At 74.2% G+C, this 17,377-nt stretch carries 14 protein-coding genes; 7 read left to right on the top strand and 7 right to left on the bottom strand.

The features are described 5' to 3' along the window. Positions 1-165: 165 nt before the first annotated feature. The 4 genes from AC07FY_RS31530 to AC07FY_RS31545 form a co-directional block, all read right to left on the bottom strand. Entirely contained in the window at positions 166-1,062 is an 897-nt protein-coding gene (locus AC07FY_RS31530) for a LysR family transcriptional regulator (protein WP_479013390.1), read from the bottom strand. Positions 1,063-1,072: 10 nt separating this feature from the next. Next, entirely contained in the window at positions 1,073-1,990 is a 918-nt protein-coding gene (locus tag AC07FY_RS31535) for a DMT family transporter (RefSeq protein WP_479013393.1), read from the bottom strand. Positions 1,991-2,063: 73 nt separating this feature from the next. Continuing rightward, positions 2,064-2,999 (bottom strand): EamA family transporter, encoded by a 936-nt coding sequence (locus AC07FY_RS31540; RefSeq protein ID WP_479013396.1) that lies wholly within the window; start codon positions 2,997-2,999, stop codon positions 2,064-2,066. Between the two features lie 29 nt (positions 3,000-3,028). Further along, positions 3,029-4,342 carry an MFS transporter gene (locus tag AC07FY_RS31545; protein WP_479013399.1) on the bottom strand — a complete coding sequence of 438 codons (1,314 nt, stop codon included), beginning with the start codon at positions 4,340-4,342 and terminating at the stop codon, positions 3,029-3,031. Positions 4,343-4,446: 104 nt separating this feature from the next. Here AC07FY_RS31545 and AC07FY_RS31550 point away from each other — a divergent pair, with 104 nt between their 5' ends. Then, a complete protein-coding gene (locus tag AC07FY_RS31550; protein ID WP_479013402.1) occupies positions 4,447-4,947 on the top strand; it encodes a MarR family winged helix-turn-helix transcriptional regulator in 501 nt (166 codons plus the stop codon). A gap of 109 nt (positions 4,948-5,056) precedes the next feature. Here AC07FY_RS31550 and AC07FY_RS31555 read toward each other — a convergent pair whose 3' ends face one another. Beyond that, entirely contained in the window at positions 5,057-5,293 is a 237-nt protein-coding gene (locus AC07FY_RS31555; RefSeq protein WP_479013405.1) for a hypothetical protein, read from the bottom strand. Positions 5,294-5,349: 56 nt separating this feature from the next. Beyond that, on the bottom strand, positions 5,350-7,359 hold the full coding sequence (locus tag AC07FY_RS31560) for a 4-alpha-glucanotransferase (RefSeq protein ID WP_479013408.1): 2,010 nt from the start codon (positions 7,357-7,359) through the stop codon (positions 5,350-5,352). 288 nt (positions 7,360-7,647) lie between these two features. Between AC07FY_RS31560 and AC07FY_RS31565 the strand changes: the two genes are divergently transcribed. Then, the gene (locus AC07FY_RS31565) at positions 7,648-10,641 is read left to right on the top strand and encodes a beta-N-acetylglucosaminidase domain-containing protein (RefSeq protein ID WP_479013410.1); all 2,994 of its coding nucleotides are present in this window, start codon (positions 7,648-7,650) and stop codon (positions 10,639-10,641) included. A gap of 60 nt (positions 10,642-10,701) precedes the next feature. Here AC07FY_RS31565 and AC07FY_RS31570 read toward each other — a convergent pair whose 3' ends face one another. Continuing rightward, on the bottom strand, positions 10,702-11,238 hold the full coding sequence (locus tag AC07FY_RS31570; protein ID WP_479013413.1) for an HNH endonuclease: 537 nt from the start codon (positions 11,236-11,238) through the stop codon (positions 10,702-10,704). 287 nt (positions 11,239-11,525) lie between these two features. Between AC07FY_RS31570 and AC07FY_RS31575 the strand changes: the two genes are divergently transcribed. The 5 genes from AC07FY_RS31575 to AC07FY_RS31595 all read left to right on the top strand — a co-directional run bounded on the left by AC07FY_RS31575 (position 11,526) and on the right by AC07FY_RS31595 (position 17,375). Next, the gene (locus tag AC07FY_RS31575) at positions 11,526-12,605 is read left to right on the top strand and encodes a mechanosensitive ion channel family protein (RefSeq protein ID WP_479013416.1); all 1,080 of its coding nucleotides are present in this window, start codon (positions 11,526-11,528) and stop codon (positions 12,603-12,605) included. Between the two features lie 149 nt (positions 12,606-12,754). Further along, on the top strand, positions 12,755-13,972 hold the full coding sequence (locus tag AC07FY_RS31580; protein ID WP_479013419.1) for an ROK family transcriptional regulator: 1,218 nt from the start codon (positions 12,755-12,757) through the stop codon (positions 13,970-13,972). A 243-nt stretch (positions 13,973-14,215) separates the two neighbouring features. Beyond that, positions 14,216-15,559, top strand: coding sequence for an ABC transporter substrate-binding protein (locus AC07FY_RS31585; RefSeq protein ID WP_479013422.1), 1,344 nt, complete (start codon positions 14,216-14,218; stop codon positions 15,557-15,559). Between the two features lie 5 nt (positions 15,560-15,564). Continuing rightward, entirely contained in the window at positions 15,565-16,536 is a 972-nt protein-coding gene (locus AC07FY_RS31590; RefSeq protein WP_479013425.1) for a carbohydrate ABC transporter permease, read from the top strand. Further along, positions 16,533-17,375 (top strand): carbohydrate ABC transporter permease, encoded by an 843-nt coding sequence (locus AC07FY_RS31595; RefSeq protein WP_479013428.1) that lies wholly within the window; start codon positions 16,533-16,535, stop codon positions 17,373-17,375. Before AC07FY_RS31590 ends, AC07FY_RS31595 begins: the two co-directional genes overlap by 4 nt. Positions 17,376-17,377: the final 2 nt, after the last annotated feature.

Consider the following 17,377-nt stretch of genomic DNA (forward strand, 5'->3'; position numbering starts at 1 on the left):
CCGCCACCTACCGGAAGATCCACCGCTTCGGCTTCGACCAGGGCGAGGCCGTGCTGATTGCCACCGGCCACCGTCTGCCCCCCCCCCCCCCCCCCCCACAAACCCCCCCCCCCCCCCCCCCCCCCCCCCCCCCCCCCCCCCCCCCCACTCCTCGCGCCGGACGGTTCATCCGGCGGACACCGCCCGCAGGGCGTCCAGCACATGGGCCAGGGCCGGGGCGGACTGCGAGCCGCGGCGGACCGCCGCGATCACGTGCCGGGTGGGCCGGTCGCGGGCCAGGACCCGGACCGCGACGCCGGAGGCACGGCTCGAGACCATGCGCGGGACCAGCGCCACGCCCATCCCCGCCTCGACCATGGCCAGGATCGCGGTCCAGCCGGATGCCGAGTGGGCCTGTTCGGGGACGAAGCCGGCCGCCTCGCACGCGCCGCGCGCGATCTGCGACCAGGGGCCGCTGCCGCCGTAGATCCACCGGTCGCCGGACAGGTCGGCGAGCCGCAGGTCCGGCGCGGCGGCCAGCGGGTGGTCCGGGGGGAGCGCCACGTCCAGCGGGTCCTCCAGCAGCGTCACCCGGGTGAGCCGGGGGTCGCGGGCGGTGGGTGCGTGGGCGGCCAGGGACAGCGCGAGGTCCACGACCCCGTCGGACAGCAGCTCGTAGGACTCGGCCGCCTCGGTCTCCCGTACGCGGACCTCCACCCGGGGGCGGGTGCGCCGCAGCGCGGCCACCGCCGGGACGACGAGGGCGGGCACGGCGGTGGAGAACGCCCCGATCCGCACCTCTCCCGCGTCTCCGGCCAGGTATCCGGCGAGCTCGGCGTCGGCCCGCTCCAGGTCCGCGAACACCGCCTCGGCGTGCCGCAGGACGAGGTGTGCGGCGTCCGTGAGCCGGACCCGGCGGCCCTGCGCCTCCAGGAGGGTCACCCCCAGCTGCCGGGCGAGGTTCGTCAGCTGCTGCGAGACGGCCGAGGGCGTCATGTGCAGCGCCTCGGCCGTCGCGGTCACGGTCTCCCGATCGGCGAGGGTCCGCAGGATCCGCAGCTTCTTGATGTCCCACTCGGTCATGGGGCCGAACCTACCGCCGGGCTCCGAGTGCGACGCCGCCCAGGATCAGCGCCATGCAGAGCAGCTGCGCCGGTCCGGTCCGTTCGCCGAGGAGCAGGAAGCCGAGGACCGCCACGCAGACCGGCTGGAGGTAGTAGACGACTCCGGCGCGGGCCGCTCCGATGATCGAGATCGCCTTGTTCCAGGCGAAGAAGGCGACGGCGGAGGAGAACACCCCGACGTAGAGCAGCGGTCCTGCCGTACCGGCGTCGACCTCGAAGCCGCCCTGGACGGCGACGGAGACCGCGTAGGCGGGGACCAGCATCAGCGCGCCCAGCACGAAGGTGGTGATCAGGAAGGCCAGGCCGCCGAGTTCGGCGGGCTTGCGCCGGAGCAGGGCGCTGTAGGTGGCGAAGGAGAGGGCCGCGCCGAACATCCACAGATCGCCCGCGCCGAAGTCGAATCCGACGGAGCCGTCGCCGACGAGCAGCAGGACGCCGAAGGCGGCCAGCAGCAGCCCGAAGGTCCGCCGGATACCGAGCCGTTCGCCGCCCAGCCGCGCGTACAGCGCCATGACGACCGGCGAAGCGGCCATGATCATGCCCATGTTGGAGGCGGAGGTGGTCAGTCCGGCCTGGTGGACGAGGGTGTTGTAGAGGGCGACGCCGAACAGCGTGGCGAGGGAGACGAAGCCGAGGTGCTCGCGGATCAGGGCGCGCTGCTGCCATGCCTGGCGGGCGGCGAAGGGGGCGACGGCGAGCGCGGCGATGATCCAGCGCCAGAAGACGGCCTGGACGGGCGGGACGCTGTCGGCCATGTCCCGGGTGGCGACGAAGCTGCCGGACCAGACGACCGTCGCGAGCAGGGCGAGGAGTACGCCGAACCCGGCGGCGCCCTTCCTGCCCGCGGCTGCGGGCTTGCCGTGCGAAGCGGTGCGGACGCGGTCCATGACGGCCACTGTGTGTCTCCCCCTGGGGTCGGAATCGGTGTCGGCACCGGTGTCGGCAGCGGCGTCGTGGGGACTACCGTCGCACCCGCCCATCCCCCAGGTCCATCGAAAAGTTTCGATCGTTCTTTTCAGTAGAACTGAACGGTCGGGGGGTGGTCCGGGCGACCGCGAACTGGCCCGCGACGGTGGCTCCGAAGGCGATCCCCATGCCCGCCAGCTGCACGGGCGTCAGCGCCTGGCCGAGCGCGGCCCAGCCGATGACGGCCGCGGTGAGCGGGGAGAGCGGGCCGAGCAGGGTCACGGAGGTGGCGGAGAGCCGGCCGATCCCGCGGAACCACAGCCAGTACGCGACACCGGTGTTGATCAGCATCATGTAGCCGTAGCCGAGCAGGGCACGGCCGTCGAGGGCCGGCGGCGCCCCTTCCAGCAGCGCGGCGACGGGGATGACGACGAGCCCGCCGGCGGTGAGCTGCCAGCCGGTCACGGCCAGCGGGCCGACCCCGGCCGGGCGGCCCCACCGCTTGGTCATCACGGTCCCCGCGGCCATGGAGGCGGAGGAGACCACTCCGGCGGCGATGCCCATGGGGTCCAGACCCGCCTCCGCGGTGAGGACCACCATGCTCACGCCGAACGCGGCCACGACGGCGGCGAGCACCGTGCGCAGGCTCGCCCGCTCGCCGAGGACGAGGGCGGCGAGCCCGACGACGAACAGAGGTCCGGCGGAGCCCAGTACGGCCGCGACACCGCCCGGCAGACGGTAGGCGGACAGGAACAGCAGCGGGAAGAAGGCGCCGATGTTGAGGGTGCCGAGGACGGCGGACTTCCACCACCACTCGCCCCGGGGGAGTCTGCGGGCCAGCGCGGTCAGGAGCAGTCCCGCGGGCAGCGCCCGCATCACCCCGGTGAACAGGGGCCGGTCCGGCGGCAGCAGTTCGGTGGCGACGGCGTAGGTCGAACCCCAGGAGACGGGGGCGAGGGCGGTCAGGGCGAGGGTGGCGAGGCGCTTCATGGCAGGTGGCTCCTCTGGAGGGGGAGGGCTCAGGCGGTGGTCGGCGCGAGCGGGTGGCGCGGCGCGGGGGCCGGCGGCTCGGCGTGCACGGCGTGGACGGGCAGGTGCCTCTCCAGCCGCAGCAGCGCGAGGGCGGCGCCGAGTGCGGCGGCGGTCAGCACGGCCCAGGGCAGTCGGCCGTCGATCGACAGCAGGGTGGTGAACAGGGCCGGGGCCAGCGCCGTGGCCAGTGAGTACGACAGCTGGTAGGTGGCGAGGTAGCGGCCGCGGACGGCTTCGGGCGCGGCCGAGACCGACAGGGCGCCGCCGGAAGGGCTGTGCACGAGTTCGCCGAGGGTGTAGACGACGACGATGGCCAGCAGTGCGACGAGGGTGGCGCTCTGTCCGGGGCGCACCGTGCCGAGCACGATCTGCCCGGTGAACGCGGCGGCGAAGAGCAGCGCGCCGAGAGCGGCGGAGCGGGTGCGGCGGGCCCCGGAGCGGCGGACCCGGGCCGCGACCAGGACGCCGGTGCCCGCGCACAGGGCGGTGTTCAGCGTGAAGGCGGCGCCGGTCAGGGAGTCGGGGGCGGCGAGCCAGGTGGAGAGGTAGAGGGGGAAGAGGACGGAGAGGGCGGCGTAGCCGAGCGCGGTGAGGAAGTTGGCGGCGGTCAGCCCGAGGAAGGGCCGGTCCCGCAGCACGTCCCGGTACCCGGCGGGCGCCGCGGGGACGGCCCCGGCGGCGAGCGGGACGGCCCCGACGGCAACCGCAGCGGGCGGGACCGCGCGGGCGGCGGCCGTGAGCGGGCGGACCCGGCTGACGAGCAGTCCCGCGAGGGCGAAGGCCAGGGCGTTGCCCCACGCGGTGAAGGTGAACCCACCGGGCCCCCACAGCCCCAGCACCCCGGAGACGAGCAGGGCGCCCGCGCCCATCCCGGCGTTCTGCAGGGCGCGGGTGGACGCCTGGAGCCGGTCCCGGGCGGAGCCCCGCGCGACCTCCCCGATCAGGGACTGCTGGACGACGCCGAAGGAGCGGTCGGCCAGGGCGGTGACGAGGGCGACCGCGGCGAAGGCGGGCAGGGAGCCGGCGAACGGGTAGAGGGCGAAACCCGCCGCCCGTATCCCGTAGAGCACCAGGGTGACCCGCTTGGCTCCGTAGCGGTCCACGGCCGTACCCGCCAGCGGCATGAAGACCAGCCCGGTGACTCCGGTGACGGTCAGCACCAGCCCGACCAGGGGAAAGGAGAGGCCCGTGACGTGGTGGAAGAAGACGAGCGAGAACGGGACGTACATCCCGATCCCGACCGCGCTGATGCCGATGCCGAGGAGCAGGGACCGCTCCCCCTCCACCCGTGCTTCCGCCATGGTTCCCCCCGAGAAGTCGCTTGATGGGAAGTAGCTTATCGGTAAGCTACTTAGCGTCAAGCCACTTTCTTGCGAACGACCGAGGCGGACCGGATACTCCAGCCATGAAGGAAGAACAGGTCGAGAAGGACGCCGTCGACGCCATCACCGACCAGTGGTACGCCGTGCGCCCCGAACTCGACACGGCCCCAATGGCCGTCTTCGGACGCATCTACCGGATCGCCAGGGCCATGGGTGACGCGATGGAGCGCACCTACGCACGCTTCGGCGTCTCGCGCGGGGAGTTCGACGTCGTCGCGACCCTGCGCCGCTCGGGCGCCCCGTACACGCTCTCGCCGCGCCAGCTCTCGGCCACGCTCATGCTCACCACCGGGGGGATGACGGGGCGGCTGGACAAGCTGGAGAAGGCCGGTCTGCTGCGGCGCAGCCCCGACCCGCACGACCGGCGCGGCCTCCAGGTCACGATCACCGACCGGGGCCTCGCGCTCATCGACGAGGCCGTCGGCGCCGGGCTCGAGGTCCAGCGCGCCGCGCTGCGGGGCCTGAGCGAGGAGGAGACGGCGGTCCTGACCGGTCTGCTCCGCAAGCTGCTGGCCGGGATCTGAGGACACGGCAGAGCGCCGAGGGTCGCCACCGGGCCCGTCTGCGACGGCCGGAGGGACCCCCGGCGCCCGGGAAGTCCTGCGGTACCGGTCCCGAGGGGACCGGCCCGGATCAGCTCTTCTGCTGCTTGCGCGACTTGTCGCCGACCATCACCAGACCCGTGATGACCAGGAACAGGACGATCGGCGCGGCCACGTACAGGCCGAGCGTCTCGCCGATGCTCAGGCCCGGGCCCGGGTCGTCGCCGTCGTCGCGGGTCAGCGCCAGGGCGGGAGACGTCATCAGCAGCATCATCAGCGTCGTTCCGGCCGTGACGGCGCCGGCGCGCAGAGCGTTCTTCTTGTCCACGGTGCAAACGTAGCGAACGCCCGCGGGCCCCGCGCGCCCGGGGGTGCCGTACGGGGTCACCCGCCGTGGGCGAGCCCCTCCCGCACCGCGGCCAGCAGCGCGTTCGCCCGCGGGGAGGCGGTCAGCTCCTCCAGAGTCACCGGCCGCCCCGAGCCGTCGGCGACCGGCAGGCGCCAGTTGGGGTACTGGTCCCACGTGCCCGGCAGGTTCTGCGGCCGCCGGTCCCCCACCGCGTCCGGCAGCCAGACGCCCACCAGCCGGGCCGGGGTGCGCAGCAGGAAGGCGTACAGGGACCGCACGGCCGCCTCCTCGCCCTTGGCGTCCAGGCCGAGCGCGTCCAGCACGGCCAGCCACTCGGCGGTGTCGGCGGCGTCCTCCTCCCGTTCCCGCTCCACCGGGCGGGTCAGCAGGCCCAGCCGGTCGCGCAGGTCCACGTGCCCGCCCGACAGCTTGGCGGCCGTCGGCGGCAGGTCGTGGGTGGTGGCCGTGGCCAGGCAGTCGGCCCGCCAGCCCTCCGGCGGCAGCGGGCTTCCGCCGCCCGCCCAGTCCCGCTCGAACCACAGCACCGAGGTCCCGAGCACCCCGCGCCGGGCCAGGGCCTCGCGGACCCGCGGCTCGACCGTCCCGAGGTCCTCGCCGATGACGAGGGAGCCGGCGCGGTGGGCCTCCAGCACCAGGATCGCCAGCATGGCCTCGCCGTCGTAGCCGACGTACGTGCCCTCGGCGGGCGGGCTGCCCTCCGGGATCCACCACAGGCGGAACAGGCCCATCACGTGGTCGATGCGCAAGGCCCCGGCGTACGCGAACACCCCGCGCAGCAGGGCGCGGAAGGGGGCGTAGCCGGCGGCCGCCAGCCGGTCCGGACGCCACGGCGGCAGGCCCCAGTCCTGCCCGCGCGCGTTGAAGGCGTCCGGCGGGGCCCCGACGGAGATGCCGGTGGCGTGGAAGGGGCCGGTACGGGCGTCCGAGCCGTCGGGGTGCACTCCGACGGCCAGGTCGTGCACGATGCCCACGGCCATCCCGGCCTCGCGGGCGGCCCGCTGGGCGGCGGCGAGTTGCGTGTCGGTCAGCCAGACCAGCCACCGGTGGAAGTCGAGCCGCTCGGCGGGCTCCTCCCCGGCCGCGGCCGCGCACCAGGCGGCGTGCCGGTCCAGGGCCGGACCCTGCCCGGCGCGGAACTCCCCGTAGGCGGCTTCCCTTTCCGGCGTGCGCGGGACGGCGTACAGCAGCTCCAGGGCCTGGCGCTTGAGGTCCCAGACGGCGTCCCGGTCGATCAGCGCTCCCTTCTCCAGCACCTCGCGGCGCAGCTCGGCGCCCCGGGCGGCGAGTTCGGCGAGGGCGTCCGGCGCGGGGCAGCGGGCGTACTCCGGCAGGTCCTCGACGCGCAGGTGGACCGGGTCCGGGAAGCGGCGCGAGGAGGGGCGGTAGGGGGAGGGGTCGGTGGGGGTGCCCGGTACCGCCGCGTGCAGGGGGTTGACCTGGATGAAGCCGACGCCGTGGGTCCGTCCGGCCCAGCGGGCGAGGTCGGCGAGGTCCCCGAGGTCGCCCATGCCCCAGGAGCGCTCCGAGAGCAGGGAGTAGAGCTGGACGAGCAGGCCGTGGGTCCGTTCGGGCGCGGCGGGTGCCCGGTCCGGGGCGACGATCAGGGTGGCGGCGGCGGTCCGCCCGTCGGGCAGGTCGGCGCTGATCCGGTGGACGCCCAGCGGCAGTGCGCCGGGCAGCGGTCCGCCGGGTCCGGCCTCCCAGGCGGTGGCCGGCACGGGGGGCTGCCCGGGGATTTCCTCGGGCTCCAGGCGGAGCCGGGTCCCGGCCGGCAGCGCGGCCAGCGCGGCGGGCGGTGGTTCACCCCGCCAGCACACGAGCACGGGCGGCAGCACGCGGGCCGCCTCCTCGCCTTCGGCGGCGGCCAGGCACCGGCGGACGTCCTCCGGGGTCCCGGCGGGCACGCCGAGGACGTCGAGCACGGCGGCGACCGTGCCCTGCGGCACCCGGACGGTGACGTCCGCGGCGGGCTGGTAGGCGGTGGCGATGCCGTGCAGGGCCGCGAGCCGGGCCAGGTCGTCCATCGACGGGCACTCCTTAGGGCGGGCCGGGACATGAGAGGCAATCAGAAACGGGGCGCCGAAAGGCGGTACGCCGCGCGGCGACCACGGGGGAACACCCGCAGGAGACAACGGCGGGAGCGGCCGCAGGGGAACGACCGCGGGGGAACACCGCAGCCTTACCCACTCGGAGGCGTCGCATTCCTGGCGTATACCGGTCAGACCGCCCGCCCGCGTTGACACTCCAGCCGCACGAATGGTGGGCTCGGGATCATTCGTACGAGCGGGGACGTCCCGAGACGGGGAGGCTCTGTGCAGCTCAGGGGCAGGAAGCGAGCGGCGGCGGCCGCCGTCGCGGTGATCGGAGCGCTGCTCGGCGGGGCGGTGGCGGCCAGTCCGCGCGGGGCTGCCACGGTGTCCTCGCCACCCGCCGCGCCGGGCACCGGGGCCACGGATCCGGCCGCCGGCCCCGGCGGACCGGTGCTCGATCCCCGCGTGGAGCCTCCGCGCGGGGCCGGGGAGGGCCCCGCCGTGTGGCCCCGGCCGCAGTCGATGGCCGCCGACCCGGCCCGCGATGTGGCGCTGGGGACGGAGGCCGTACTCGTGGCGCCGTCCGACGCCGACCCGTACGCGGTCCGGGTGGTCCGCGACGCGCTGCGCGCGGCGGGGGTGCGGACCGTGCACGAACGGGCCGACGGTGCCCGGCCGCCCGGCCGGGGCCCCGTCGTACGGCTCCAGGGCCCGGACGCGCAGGAGGCGCTGCGGGCGCTGGGCGCGGCCGAGGCCGGCGACCTGCCGGACGGGGGCTACCGGCTGGCCGTGGGGCGGTCCGGCGGCCGCGACACCATCGCGCTGGCCGGTGTCGGGGAGGACGGACTGTTCCACGCGGCGCAGACGCTGCGCGCGGTCCTCGCCGGGGGTGGGGCGAAGGTGCCCGGCGTGCTGGTGCGGGACTGGCCGGCCGCGCCCGTACGGGGCATCGCGGAGGCGTTCTACGGGCAGCCGTGGACGCGCGAACAGCGGCTGGAGCAGCTGGACTTCATGGGCCGCACCAAGCAGAACCGGCTGCTGCTGGCCCCCGGCGACGACCCGTACCGGACGACGGCCTGGCGCCGGGAGTACCCGCGCGAGCAGCAGCAGGACTTCCGGGTGGTGGCCGAACGCGCCCGCGCCAACCGGGTCGTCCTGGGCTGGGCGGTGACCCCCGGCCAGTCGATGTGCCTGTCCTCGGCGGCCGACCGGGCGGCGCTCGCCCGCAAGCTGGACGCGATGTGGGAGCTGGGCTTCCGGGCCTTCCAGGTGCAGTTCCAGGACGTCAGCTACACCGAGTGGGGCTGCGAGGAGGACCGGGAGCGGTTCGGGAAGGGCCCGAAGGCGGCCGCACGGGCGCACGCCGAGGTCGCCGGGCATCTGGCGGCGCACCTGGCCGCGCGGTATCCCGGGGCGGCCCCGCTGTCGCTGCTGCCGACGGAGTTCTACCAGGAGGGCGCCACCGCCTACCGCACGGCCCTGGCGGGCGCGCTGGACGCACGGGTGGAGGTGGCCTGGACGGGCGTGGGCGTGGTGCCGCGCACCATCACCGGACGGGAGCTGGCCGGGGCGCGCTCGGCGCTGGGCCATCCGCTGGTGCTGATGGACAACTACCCGGTGAACGACTGGGATCCGGGCCGGATCTTCCTCGGCCCGTACGCGGGCCGCGAGCCGGCGGTCGCGGGCGGCTCGGCGGCCCTGCTGGCCAACGCCATGCCCCAGGGCACGCTCTCGCGCGTCCCGCTCTTCACGGCGGCGGACTTCGCCTGGAACCCGCGCGGTTACCGGCCCGGGGAGTCCTGGGCGGCGGCCGTGCGGGCCCTGGCGGGTCCCGACGCGCGTGCCCGGGAGGCGGTGGCGGCACTGGCCGGGAACACGGCGTCCTCGGGCCTGAAGCAGCCCGAGTCCGCCTACCTGGCGCCGCTGGTCGAGCAGTTCTGGAAGGCGCGGGCGGCGGGTGACCCGGCTGCGGGGACCGAGCTGCGCGCGGCGTTCACCGTGCTGCGGGAGGCGCCCGCCCGGCTGCCGGCCCTGGCGGGTGAGGCGGGGCCGTGGCTGGAGCGGCTCTCGCGCTACGGGACGGCGGGCGAGCTGGCCGTCGATGTCCTGCGGGCCCAGGCCCGCGGGGACGGGGCGGCGGCCTGGCAGGCGTCGCAGGCGCTGTCCCGCGCCCGCGCGGCGCTGGCGGAGCCCGGCGCGGTCCGGGTGGACGGAGCCGTCCTGGACCCGTTCCTCGCCAAGGCGGTGGAGGAGGCGGACGCCTGGACCGGGGCCGCCCGTCCGACCGGCGAGGTCACCAAGGACGCGCAGAGCTGGACGGTGCGGCTGGACGCGGTGCGCCCGGTGGACACGGTGACGGTGATGACGGAACCGCTGCCGGCGGGAGCACCGGCCGCTGCGGTGGAGGCGCACGTGCCGGGCGAGGGCTGGCGCACGGTGGGCGAGGCCGCGCCGTCGGGCTGGACCCAGGTGAACACCGCGGGGCTGCGCGCGGACGCGGTACGGCTGTCCTGGGCGGGCGGCGGGGCGGCGCCGGCCGTGCACCGGGTGGTGCCGTGGTTCGGGGACGGCCCCCGGGCCCGCTTCGAACTGGCGGCCGGGGGCCGGGCCGACGCCGAGATCGGCGGCGCGCCGCGGCGGCTCTCGGCGGACCTGACGGCCCTCGGCCCCGGCGAGGTCCGCGGGCCGCTGTCGGCGCGGCCACCGCAGGGCATCGAGGTCCGGCTGCCGGCGGTGGCCGTGGCCCCGCGCGGCGGCCGGGCCTCGATCCCCTTCGAGGTCGTGGTCGGCCCGTCCGTCGCGCCGGGCACCCACCAGGTCCCGGTGGCCTTCGAGGGCGAGGTGCGCACCCTGACGGTGCGGGCGGTGCCGCGCACCGGCGGGCCGGACCTGCTGCGCGGGGCGCGGGCGGGCTCCTCGGCGGACGAGACGCCGGCGTTCCCCGCCTCGGCGGTGGTGGACGGCTCACCGGCGACGCGCTGGTCCTCGCCGGCGGTGGACGGCGCCTGGTGGCAGGCGGAGTTCGCCTCCCCGGTCCGCGTCGGGCGGCTGGAGCTGCACTGGCAGGAGGCGTACCCGTCGGCCTACCGCGTGGAGACCTCCGCCGACGGGACGACCTGGCGCCCGGCCGCCGCCGTCCCGTCCTCGACGGGCGGCGCGGAGACCGTGCGCCTGGACGCGCCCGACACCCGCTTCCTGCGCGTGACCTGCGAGCGCCGCGCGACGCGCTACGGCTGCTCCCTGTGGTCGGCGGAGGCGTACGCGGTGACGCCGTAGCGGTGGCCCCGCAGCCGCACCGGCCGTGGCCCGGTCCGCTCGGGCCGCGGTCCGCCCGCGTCAGGAGGCCGCGACGCCGATGCGCTCCAGGGCGTCCTCGGCCCCGTACGGCTGGAGGTACGGCATCCACCGCGGATCGCGGTGTCCCGTCCCGATGATGCGCCAGGCCAGCCCGGACGGCGGAGCCGGCTGGTGGCGCAGGCGCCAGCCGAGGTCCACCAGGTGCCGGTCGGCCTTGACGTGGTTGCACCGGCGGCAGGCGGCGACGACGTTGTCCCACACGTGCTGGCCGCCCCGGCTGCGCGGGACGACGTGGTCGACGCTGGTGGCGACGGCCCCGCAGTACATGCAGCGGCCGCCGTCCCGTGCGAACAGGGCGCGCCGGGTGAGCGGAACGGGCCCCCGGTAGGGGACCCGCACGAAACGCTTGAGCCGGACCACGCTGGGCGCGGGGACGACTCTGGTCGCGCTGTGCAGGTAGGCGCCGGATTCCTCCAGGGAGACCGCTTTGTTCTCCAGGACGAGGACGAGCGCGCGGCGGAGCGGTACGACGCCGAGAGGCTCGTACGACGCGTTGAGGACCAGGACGTGCGGCACGGACTGCCTCCTTGTACGCCGGCGGCGCGTGGCTCGCGCCGGGACGATCTGCTCTCCAGTCTCTCCTCAGGGCTGGTGGGAACGCCACCACGCGCCCGTAACGGGTCCGAGGTGTTTTCCACCACATCCACGTCATCCCCAGGTGAGCCTGGTCTCTCCCTCGAACAGAGCGACGGGGTGAAGGTAATGCCCCGTTAGTGTGGTTGGTCTGTCCGTATACCCGCCCCCCGGGCCCGGCCCGGGGGGGACCCCAGCGGACAGACCGCTAGACCTGGAGGTTTCCCGCCGTGCCCTGGCCCGCCGCCCTGCTGCCCCTGGCATCCGCCACCCCGGACGCGACCGCGACGCTCAAGGAGACGCACGAGAGCGTCACCGGGGCCGCGAGCTTCATCGAGGAGAACTGGGCCGCCTGGCTGGGTGTGGGCCTGCGCATCCTGCTGATCGTCGTGATCGCGGCTGCGCTGCGCTCGGTGGTCCGCAAGGCTCTGACCAAGCTGATCCGCCGGATGAACACCAGCGCCGAAGCGGTCGAGGGCACCGCGCTCGGCGGACTGCTGGTCAACGCCGAGCGCCGCCGTCAGCGTTCGGAGGCGATCGGCTCGGTGCTGCGCTCGGTGGCCTCGTTCCTGATCCTCGGCACGGCCGCGCTGATGGTGCTGGCCGCACTGAAGATCAACCTGGCCCCGCTGCTGGCGAGTGCCGGTGTGGCGGGTGTGGCGATCGGCTTCGGCGCCCGCAACCTGGTGACCGACTTCCTGTCGGGCGTCTTCATGATCATGGAGGACCAGTACGGCGTCGGGGACCAGATCGACGCGGGGGTCGCGTCGGGCGAGGTCATCGAGGTCGGCCTGCGCGTGACCAAGCTGCGCGGGGACAGCGGCGAGATCTGGTACGTGCGCAACGGCGAGATCAAGCGGATCGGCAACCTCAGCCAGGGCTGGGCGACCGCGACGGTGGACGTGCAGGTCAAGCCGTCGGAGAGCCTCTCGCGGATCCGCGAGGTGGTCCAGGAGGTCGCCGACGCCCTGGCGAAGGAGAGCCCGTGGGACGAGCGCCTGTGGGGTCCGGTGGAGGTGCTCGGCCTGGACGAGGTGCTGCTCGCCTCCATGACGGTGAAGGTGTCCGCGAAGACGATGCCCGGCAAGCAGTTCGCCGTGGAGCGTGAGCTGCGCTGGCGGATCAAGGAGGCCTTCGACGCCGCGGGCATCCGGATCGTCGGCGGCGTGCCGGCGGAGGAGGAGGACCAGTCGGCGGCGGACCCCTCCGCGGCGGTCGCCGCGCCGTCCGCGCTGGCCAACCCGACCTCCCCGCAGTCCCTGGCCACCGCGCCGATCCCGCCGCCGGCCGGGCCCCGCATCACCAAGTAAGGCGCCGGCCGCCGCGCCGCCTCCCCCACCGCTGCCCCGCGGGCCGCCGTCGCACGGCACGGCCCGCGGGGCAGCGGCATTGACACGGGTCGGACAGCGATAGGAAACTTCCCTAACAGTTCACCCGGTGAGGGAAGAGAGCCAGCATCATGCCCGCCGCCACGCCCGGAACACCCAGCCTCCTGCGCGCCATGAACGACCGCGCCGCGCTCGAGCTGCTGCTGACGCACGGACCGCTGTCCCGGACCCGGATCGGGCATCTGACGGGGCTGTCCAAGCCCACCGCCTCCCAGCTCCTGGCCCGCCTGGAGAACGCCGGACTCGTCGTCGCCACCGGCACCGACGGCGGCCGCCCCGGCCCGAACGCCCAGCTCTACGAGGTCAACCCGCGGGCCGCGCACGTCGGCGGCCTCGACGTCACCCCCGACCGGGTGCTGGCGGCGGTCGCCGACCTCACCGGCACCGTCACCGGGACGCACGAGGTTCCGTACTCCCCGGACAAGGACGTCATCGACCAGGTCTCCGAGGCCCTCGGCGGAGCCGTCAAGGCCGCCGGACTGCACCGCTCCGACCTGCACCGGGTGGTCATCGCCACGCCCGGGGCCTTCGACCCGCAGACCGGCCGGCTGCGCTACGCCAGCCACCTGCCCGGCTGGCACTCCCCCACCCTCCTCGAAGAACTGGCGGCGGCCCTGCCCATGCCGGTCGAGTACGAGAACGACGTCAACCTCGCCGCCGTCGCCGAGCAGCGCCTCGGCGCGGCGCGCGGCCACCAGGACTTCGTCCTGCTGTGGAACGAGGACGGCCTCGGCGCCGCCCTGGTGCTCGGCGGCCGGCTGCACCGCGGCTGGACCGGCGGCGCCGGCGAGGTGGGCTTCCTGCCCGTTCCCGGCCATCCGCTGGTCCGGCAGGTCACCCGCGCCAACACCGGCGGCTACCAGGAGCTGGCCGGCTCGCAGGTGGTCCCCGGCCTCGCCGCGGACCTGGGCGTCGAAGCGGAGCCCCTGCCGCTCTCCGCCCGCCCGCACAGCGCGGAGGTGGCCGCCGCCGTGGCGCTGCTCGCGCGGGCCGCCGCGGCGCCCGAGGGGGCGAACCTGCGCTTCCTGCAGTCCTACGCCACCCTGCTGGCCACCGGTCTCGCCTCGCTGGTCGCCGTACTGGACCCGGAGATCGTGGTGCTCTCCGGAGCGGTGATCGCCGCCGGCGGCGATCCGCTGCGCGGCCTGCTGGAGGCCGAGCTGGCCGAACTGGCGCCCTCCCGGCCCCGGCTGGTCTCCGGAGAGGTGCGGGAGCGCCCGGTGCTGCGCGGCGCGCTGGAGAGCGCGCTGGCCACCACCCGCGACGAGGTCTTCGACACCTCCCGCTGAGCCGGTCCGCCACACCGCCACGGGCCGAACCGCCACGGTGCCGAACCGCCGCGCGCCGGGACGGCGCGGCCGGACCCCCCCCCGGCACCGTCCCGCTCCCGTTACCCGCTCCCCTTCCCCACCGCTCCCCTTCTCCACCGCTCCCCTTCTCCACCGCTCCCGTTCTCCACCGCTTCCCCGCTCCTCCGTTCGCCCCTGCTGCACACCTCCCAGGAAGTCCCCCGCGCAGAGAGTGACACCGACATGCCCCGAAGCTCCCGCCTGACCTCCGCGACCGCCACGGCCGCCGCCCTCACCGCGATATCCCTGCTCGCCACCGCGTGTACCGGCTCCACCGGCAGCGCGGCGGGCGACGACCCCGCCCAGGACGTCACGATCACCTTCTGGCACGGCTGGTCCGCGCCCGCCGAGGTCAAGGCCATCGAGGACAACATCCGGCGGTTCGAGGCGGCGCACCCGAACATCGAGGTCAAGGTCACCGGCAACATGACCGACGACAAGATCAACCAGTCGCTGCGGGCGGGCGGCGACAAGGCCCCGGACGTGGTGTCCTCCTTCACCACCGACAGCGTCGGCAAGTTCTGCAACTCGGGCGCCTTCGCCGACCTGAACCCCTTCCTGGCGAAGTCCGGAATCGACAAGGCGAAGGTCTTCCCCCAGCCGCTGCTGAACTACACCGCGTACCGCGGCAACCAGTGCACGCTGCCCCTGCTGCACGACGCCTACGGCCTGGTCTACAACAAGGACGCCTTCGAGGCGGCCGGCGTCACCGCCCCGCCGAAGACCTGGAGCGAGTTCACCGAGGTCGCGCGGAAGCTCACCAAGACCAAGGGCGACTCGTACGAACGGGTCGGCATCATGCCCACCTTCCACGGCTACGAGACCACCCCCATGCGGCTGGCGGCGCAGTGGGGCGCGACGTACTTCGCGGCCGACGGCACCTCCAACCTGGCCGGGGATCCGGCGTTCACCAGGATGCTGACCGCCCAGAAGGACCTGGTCGAAGAACTCGGCGGCTACGAGAAGCTGGAGAGGTTCCGGTCCTCCTTCGGTGACGAGTGGGGCGCCGAACACCCCTTCCACAAGGGGCAGGTCGCCATGCAGATCGACGGCGAGTGGCGGCCGGACATGGCCAGGGAGGCGGGCGTCGCCTTCACCATCGGCACCGCCCCGCTGCCCGTCCCCGACGACCAGCTCGGCGACTACGGCAAGGGCTACGTGTCCGGCACGATCATGGGGATCGCCGCGGGCAGCAGGAAGCAGAACGCGGCCTGGGAGCTGGTGAAGTACATGACCACCGACACCGAGGCGGTGGTGGCCTTCGCCAACGGCATACACAACGTGCCCTCCACCATCGAGGCGCTGGCCTCGCCGGACCTCCGGGTGGACGAGAACTTCAAGACGTTCCTCGACATCGCCCGGCATCCGAAGTCGACCACCACCCCGCCGCAGGCGGACGGCGGCACCTACCAGCTGACCTTCACCGACCTGGCCTACCAGCACGAGAAGGGCGCGGTCCCGGACCTGCCGGCCGCCCTCGCCCGGACGGACGCGCAGATCGACACGGACATCGCGAAGGCGAAGTAGCCCCGATGGCCACGCACATCCCGCGGGCGACGCGCCGCCGCTCGCCCCTCGCCGCCAGGCGCAGGAGGGCGGGCCTGCGCACCCTCGCCTTCATGGCGCCCTGGCTGATCGGGTTCGCGGTCTTCTTCGCCTACCCGCTGCTGTCCACCGTCTACTTCTCCTTCACGCGGTACGACGGCTTCCGGCCGCCCGTCTTCAACGGCCTGGACAACTGGACGTACGTGTTCACGCAGTACCCGCAGTTCTGGCCGGCGATGCGCAACACGCTGTGGCTGGTCGTGGTGATGGTGGCCTGCCGGGTCGTCTTCGGACTCGGCGCCGGCATGCTCATCACCAAGGTCAGGACCGGGGCCGGGCTCTTCCGCACGCTGTTCTACCTGCCCTGCCTCGCCCCGCCGGTGGCCGCCACGCTGTCGTTCGTCTTCCTGCTGAACCCCGGCACCGGCCCGGTCAACACCCTGCTCCAGGCGGTGGGTCTGCCCCAGCCGGGCTGGTTCACCGACGCGGACTGGGCCAAACCCGCCCTGACCGTGCTCGCGGTGTGGGGCGTCGGCGACCTGATGGTGATCTTCATGGCCGCGCTCCTCGACGTGCCGAAGGACCAGTACGAGGCGGCCGAGCTCGACGGCGCCGGGGCCTGGCAGCGCTTCCGCCACATCACCCTGCCGAACATCTCCCCGATCATCCTGTTCGCCGTGGTGACCGGGGTGATCCAGGCGATGCAGTACTACACCCAGCCGCTGGTCGCCGGGAAGGTGGCGGCCGGTGTGATCGGCGGCTCCGGCCAGCAGTTCGAGCCGGGCTATCCCGACAAGTCCACGCTCACCCTGCCGCAGATCGTCTACACCACCGGCTTCCAGCGGTTCGACTACGGCACCGCCTGCGTGCTCGCCCTGGTCCTGTTCGCCCTCTGCACGGTGTTCACGGCCCTGTTGATGCGCCGCCGCGGCGGCCTGATCGGAGGTGGGCACCGATGACACCCCCGCACCGGCGCACCGCCGTGCTCCAGTGGGTCGCCGTGCACTCGCTCGCGATCGCCGCCGCCTTGTTCTTCGTCCTGCCGTTCGTCTTCGTCCTCCTCACCTCGCTGATGACCGATCAGCAGGCGCTCACCCGCGACCTGGTGCCGGACACCTGGGTCTGGGAGAACTACGCCAGGGTGTGGGACACCCCGGGCTTCCTGACCTGGTGGCGCAACACCCTGCTGTACGCCGGGCTGGGCACGGTGCTGACCGTCGCCTCCTCCGTCCCGGTGGCCTACGCGCTCGCCAAGTTCCGCTTCCGCGGACAGCGGATCTCGATGCTGCTGGTCATCGCCGTGATGATGCTGCCGCCCCAGGTCGTGATCATCCCCATGTACCTGTTCTGGGCCAAGCAGCTGGACCTCTCGGGCACCCTGTGGCCGCTGATCGTTCCGCTGGCCTTCGGCGACGCGTTCTCCGTCTTCCTGCTCCGCCAGTTCCTGCTGACCATTCCCGACGAGTACCTGGACGCGGCCCGCGTCGACGGCTGCGGCGAGCTGCGGGCGCTGCTGCGGATCGTGCTGCCGATGGCGAGGCCGAGCATCGCCGCGGTCGCGCTGTTCTCGTTCTTCTCCCTGTGGAACGACTACTTCGGTCCCCAGATCTACGCCTCCGACAATCCGGCCGCGTGGACCCTCAGCTACGGCCTGGAGTCCTTCAAAGGGGCGCACCACACCAACTGGAACCTGACCATGGCCGCGACCGTGATGGTCATGGCCCCGGTGATCGTCCTCTTCTTCTTCGCCCAGAAGGCGTTCGTCGAGGGAGTCACCCTGACCGGAGTGAAAGGCTAGGC

This window comes from Streptomyces sp. NPDC045967 (assembly GCF_056430495.1).

Excerpts from the sequence above, each read along its gene's own strand:
- AC07FY_RS31540 (WP_479013396.1), bottom strand. The coding sequence starts at position 2,999 with ATGAAGCGCCTCGCCACCCTCGCCCTGACCGCCCTCGCCCCCGTCTCC.
- AC07FY_RS31560 (WP_479013408.1), bottom strand. The coding sequence starts at position 7,359 with ATGGACGACCTGGCCCGGCTCGCGGCCCTGCACGGCATCGCCACCGCC.
- AC07FY_RS31530 (WP_479013390.1), bottom strand. The coding sequence starts at position 1,062 with ATGACCGAGTGGGACATCAAGAAGCTGCGGATCCTGCGGACCCTCGCC.
- AC07FY_RS31545 (WP_479013399.1), bottom strand. The coding sequence starts at position 4,342 with ATGGCGGAAGCACGGGTGGAGGGGGAGCGGTCCCTGCTCCTCGGCATC.
- AC07FY_RS31580 (WP_479013419.1), top strand. The coding sequence starts at position 12,755 with ATGCCCGCCGCCACGCCCGGAACACCCAGCCTCCTGCGCGCCATGAAC.
- AC07FY_RS31585 (WP_479013422.1), top strand. The coding sequence starts at position 14,216 with ATGCCCCGAAGCTCCCGCCTGACCTCCGCGACCGCCACGGCCGCCGCC.
- AC07FY_RS31535 (WP_479013393.1), bottom strand. The coding sequence starts at position 1,990 with ATGGACCGCGTCCGCACCGCTTCGCACGGCAAGCCCGCAGCCGCGGGC.
- AC07FY_RS31595 (WP_479013428.1), top strand. The coding sequence starts at position 16,533 with ATGACACCCCCGCACCGGCGCACCGCCGTGCTCCAGTGGGTCGCCGTG.
- AC07FY_RS31590 (WP_479013425.1), top strand. The coding sequence starts at position 15,565 with ATGGCCACGCACATCCCGCGGGCGACGCGCCGCCGCTCGCCCCTCGCC.
- AC07FY_RS31550 (WP_479013402.1), top strand. The coding sequence starts at position 4,447 with ATGAAGGAAGAACAGGTCGAGAAGGACGCCGTCGACGCCATCACCGAC.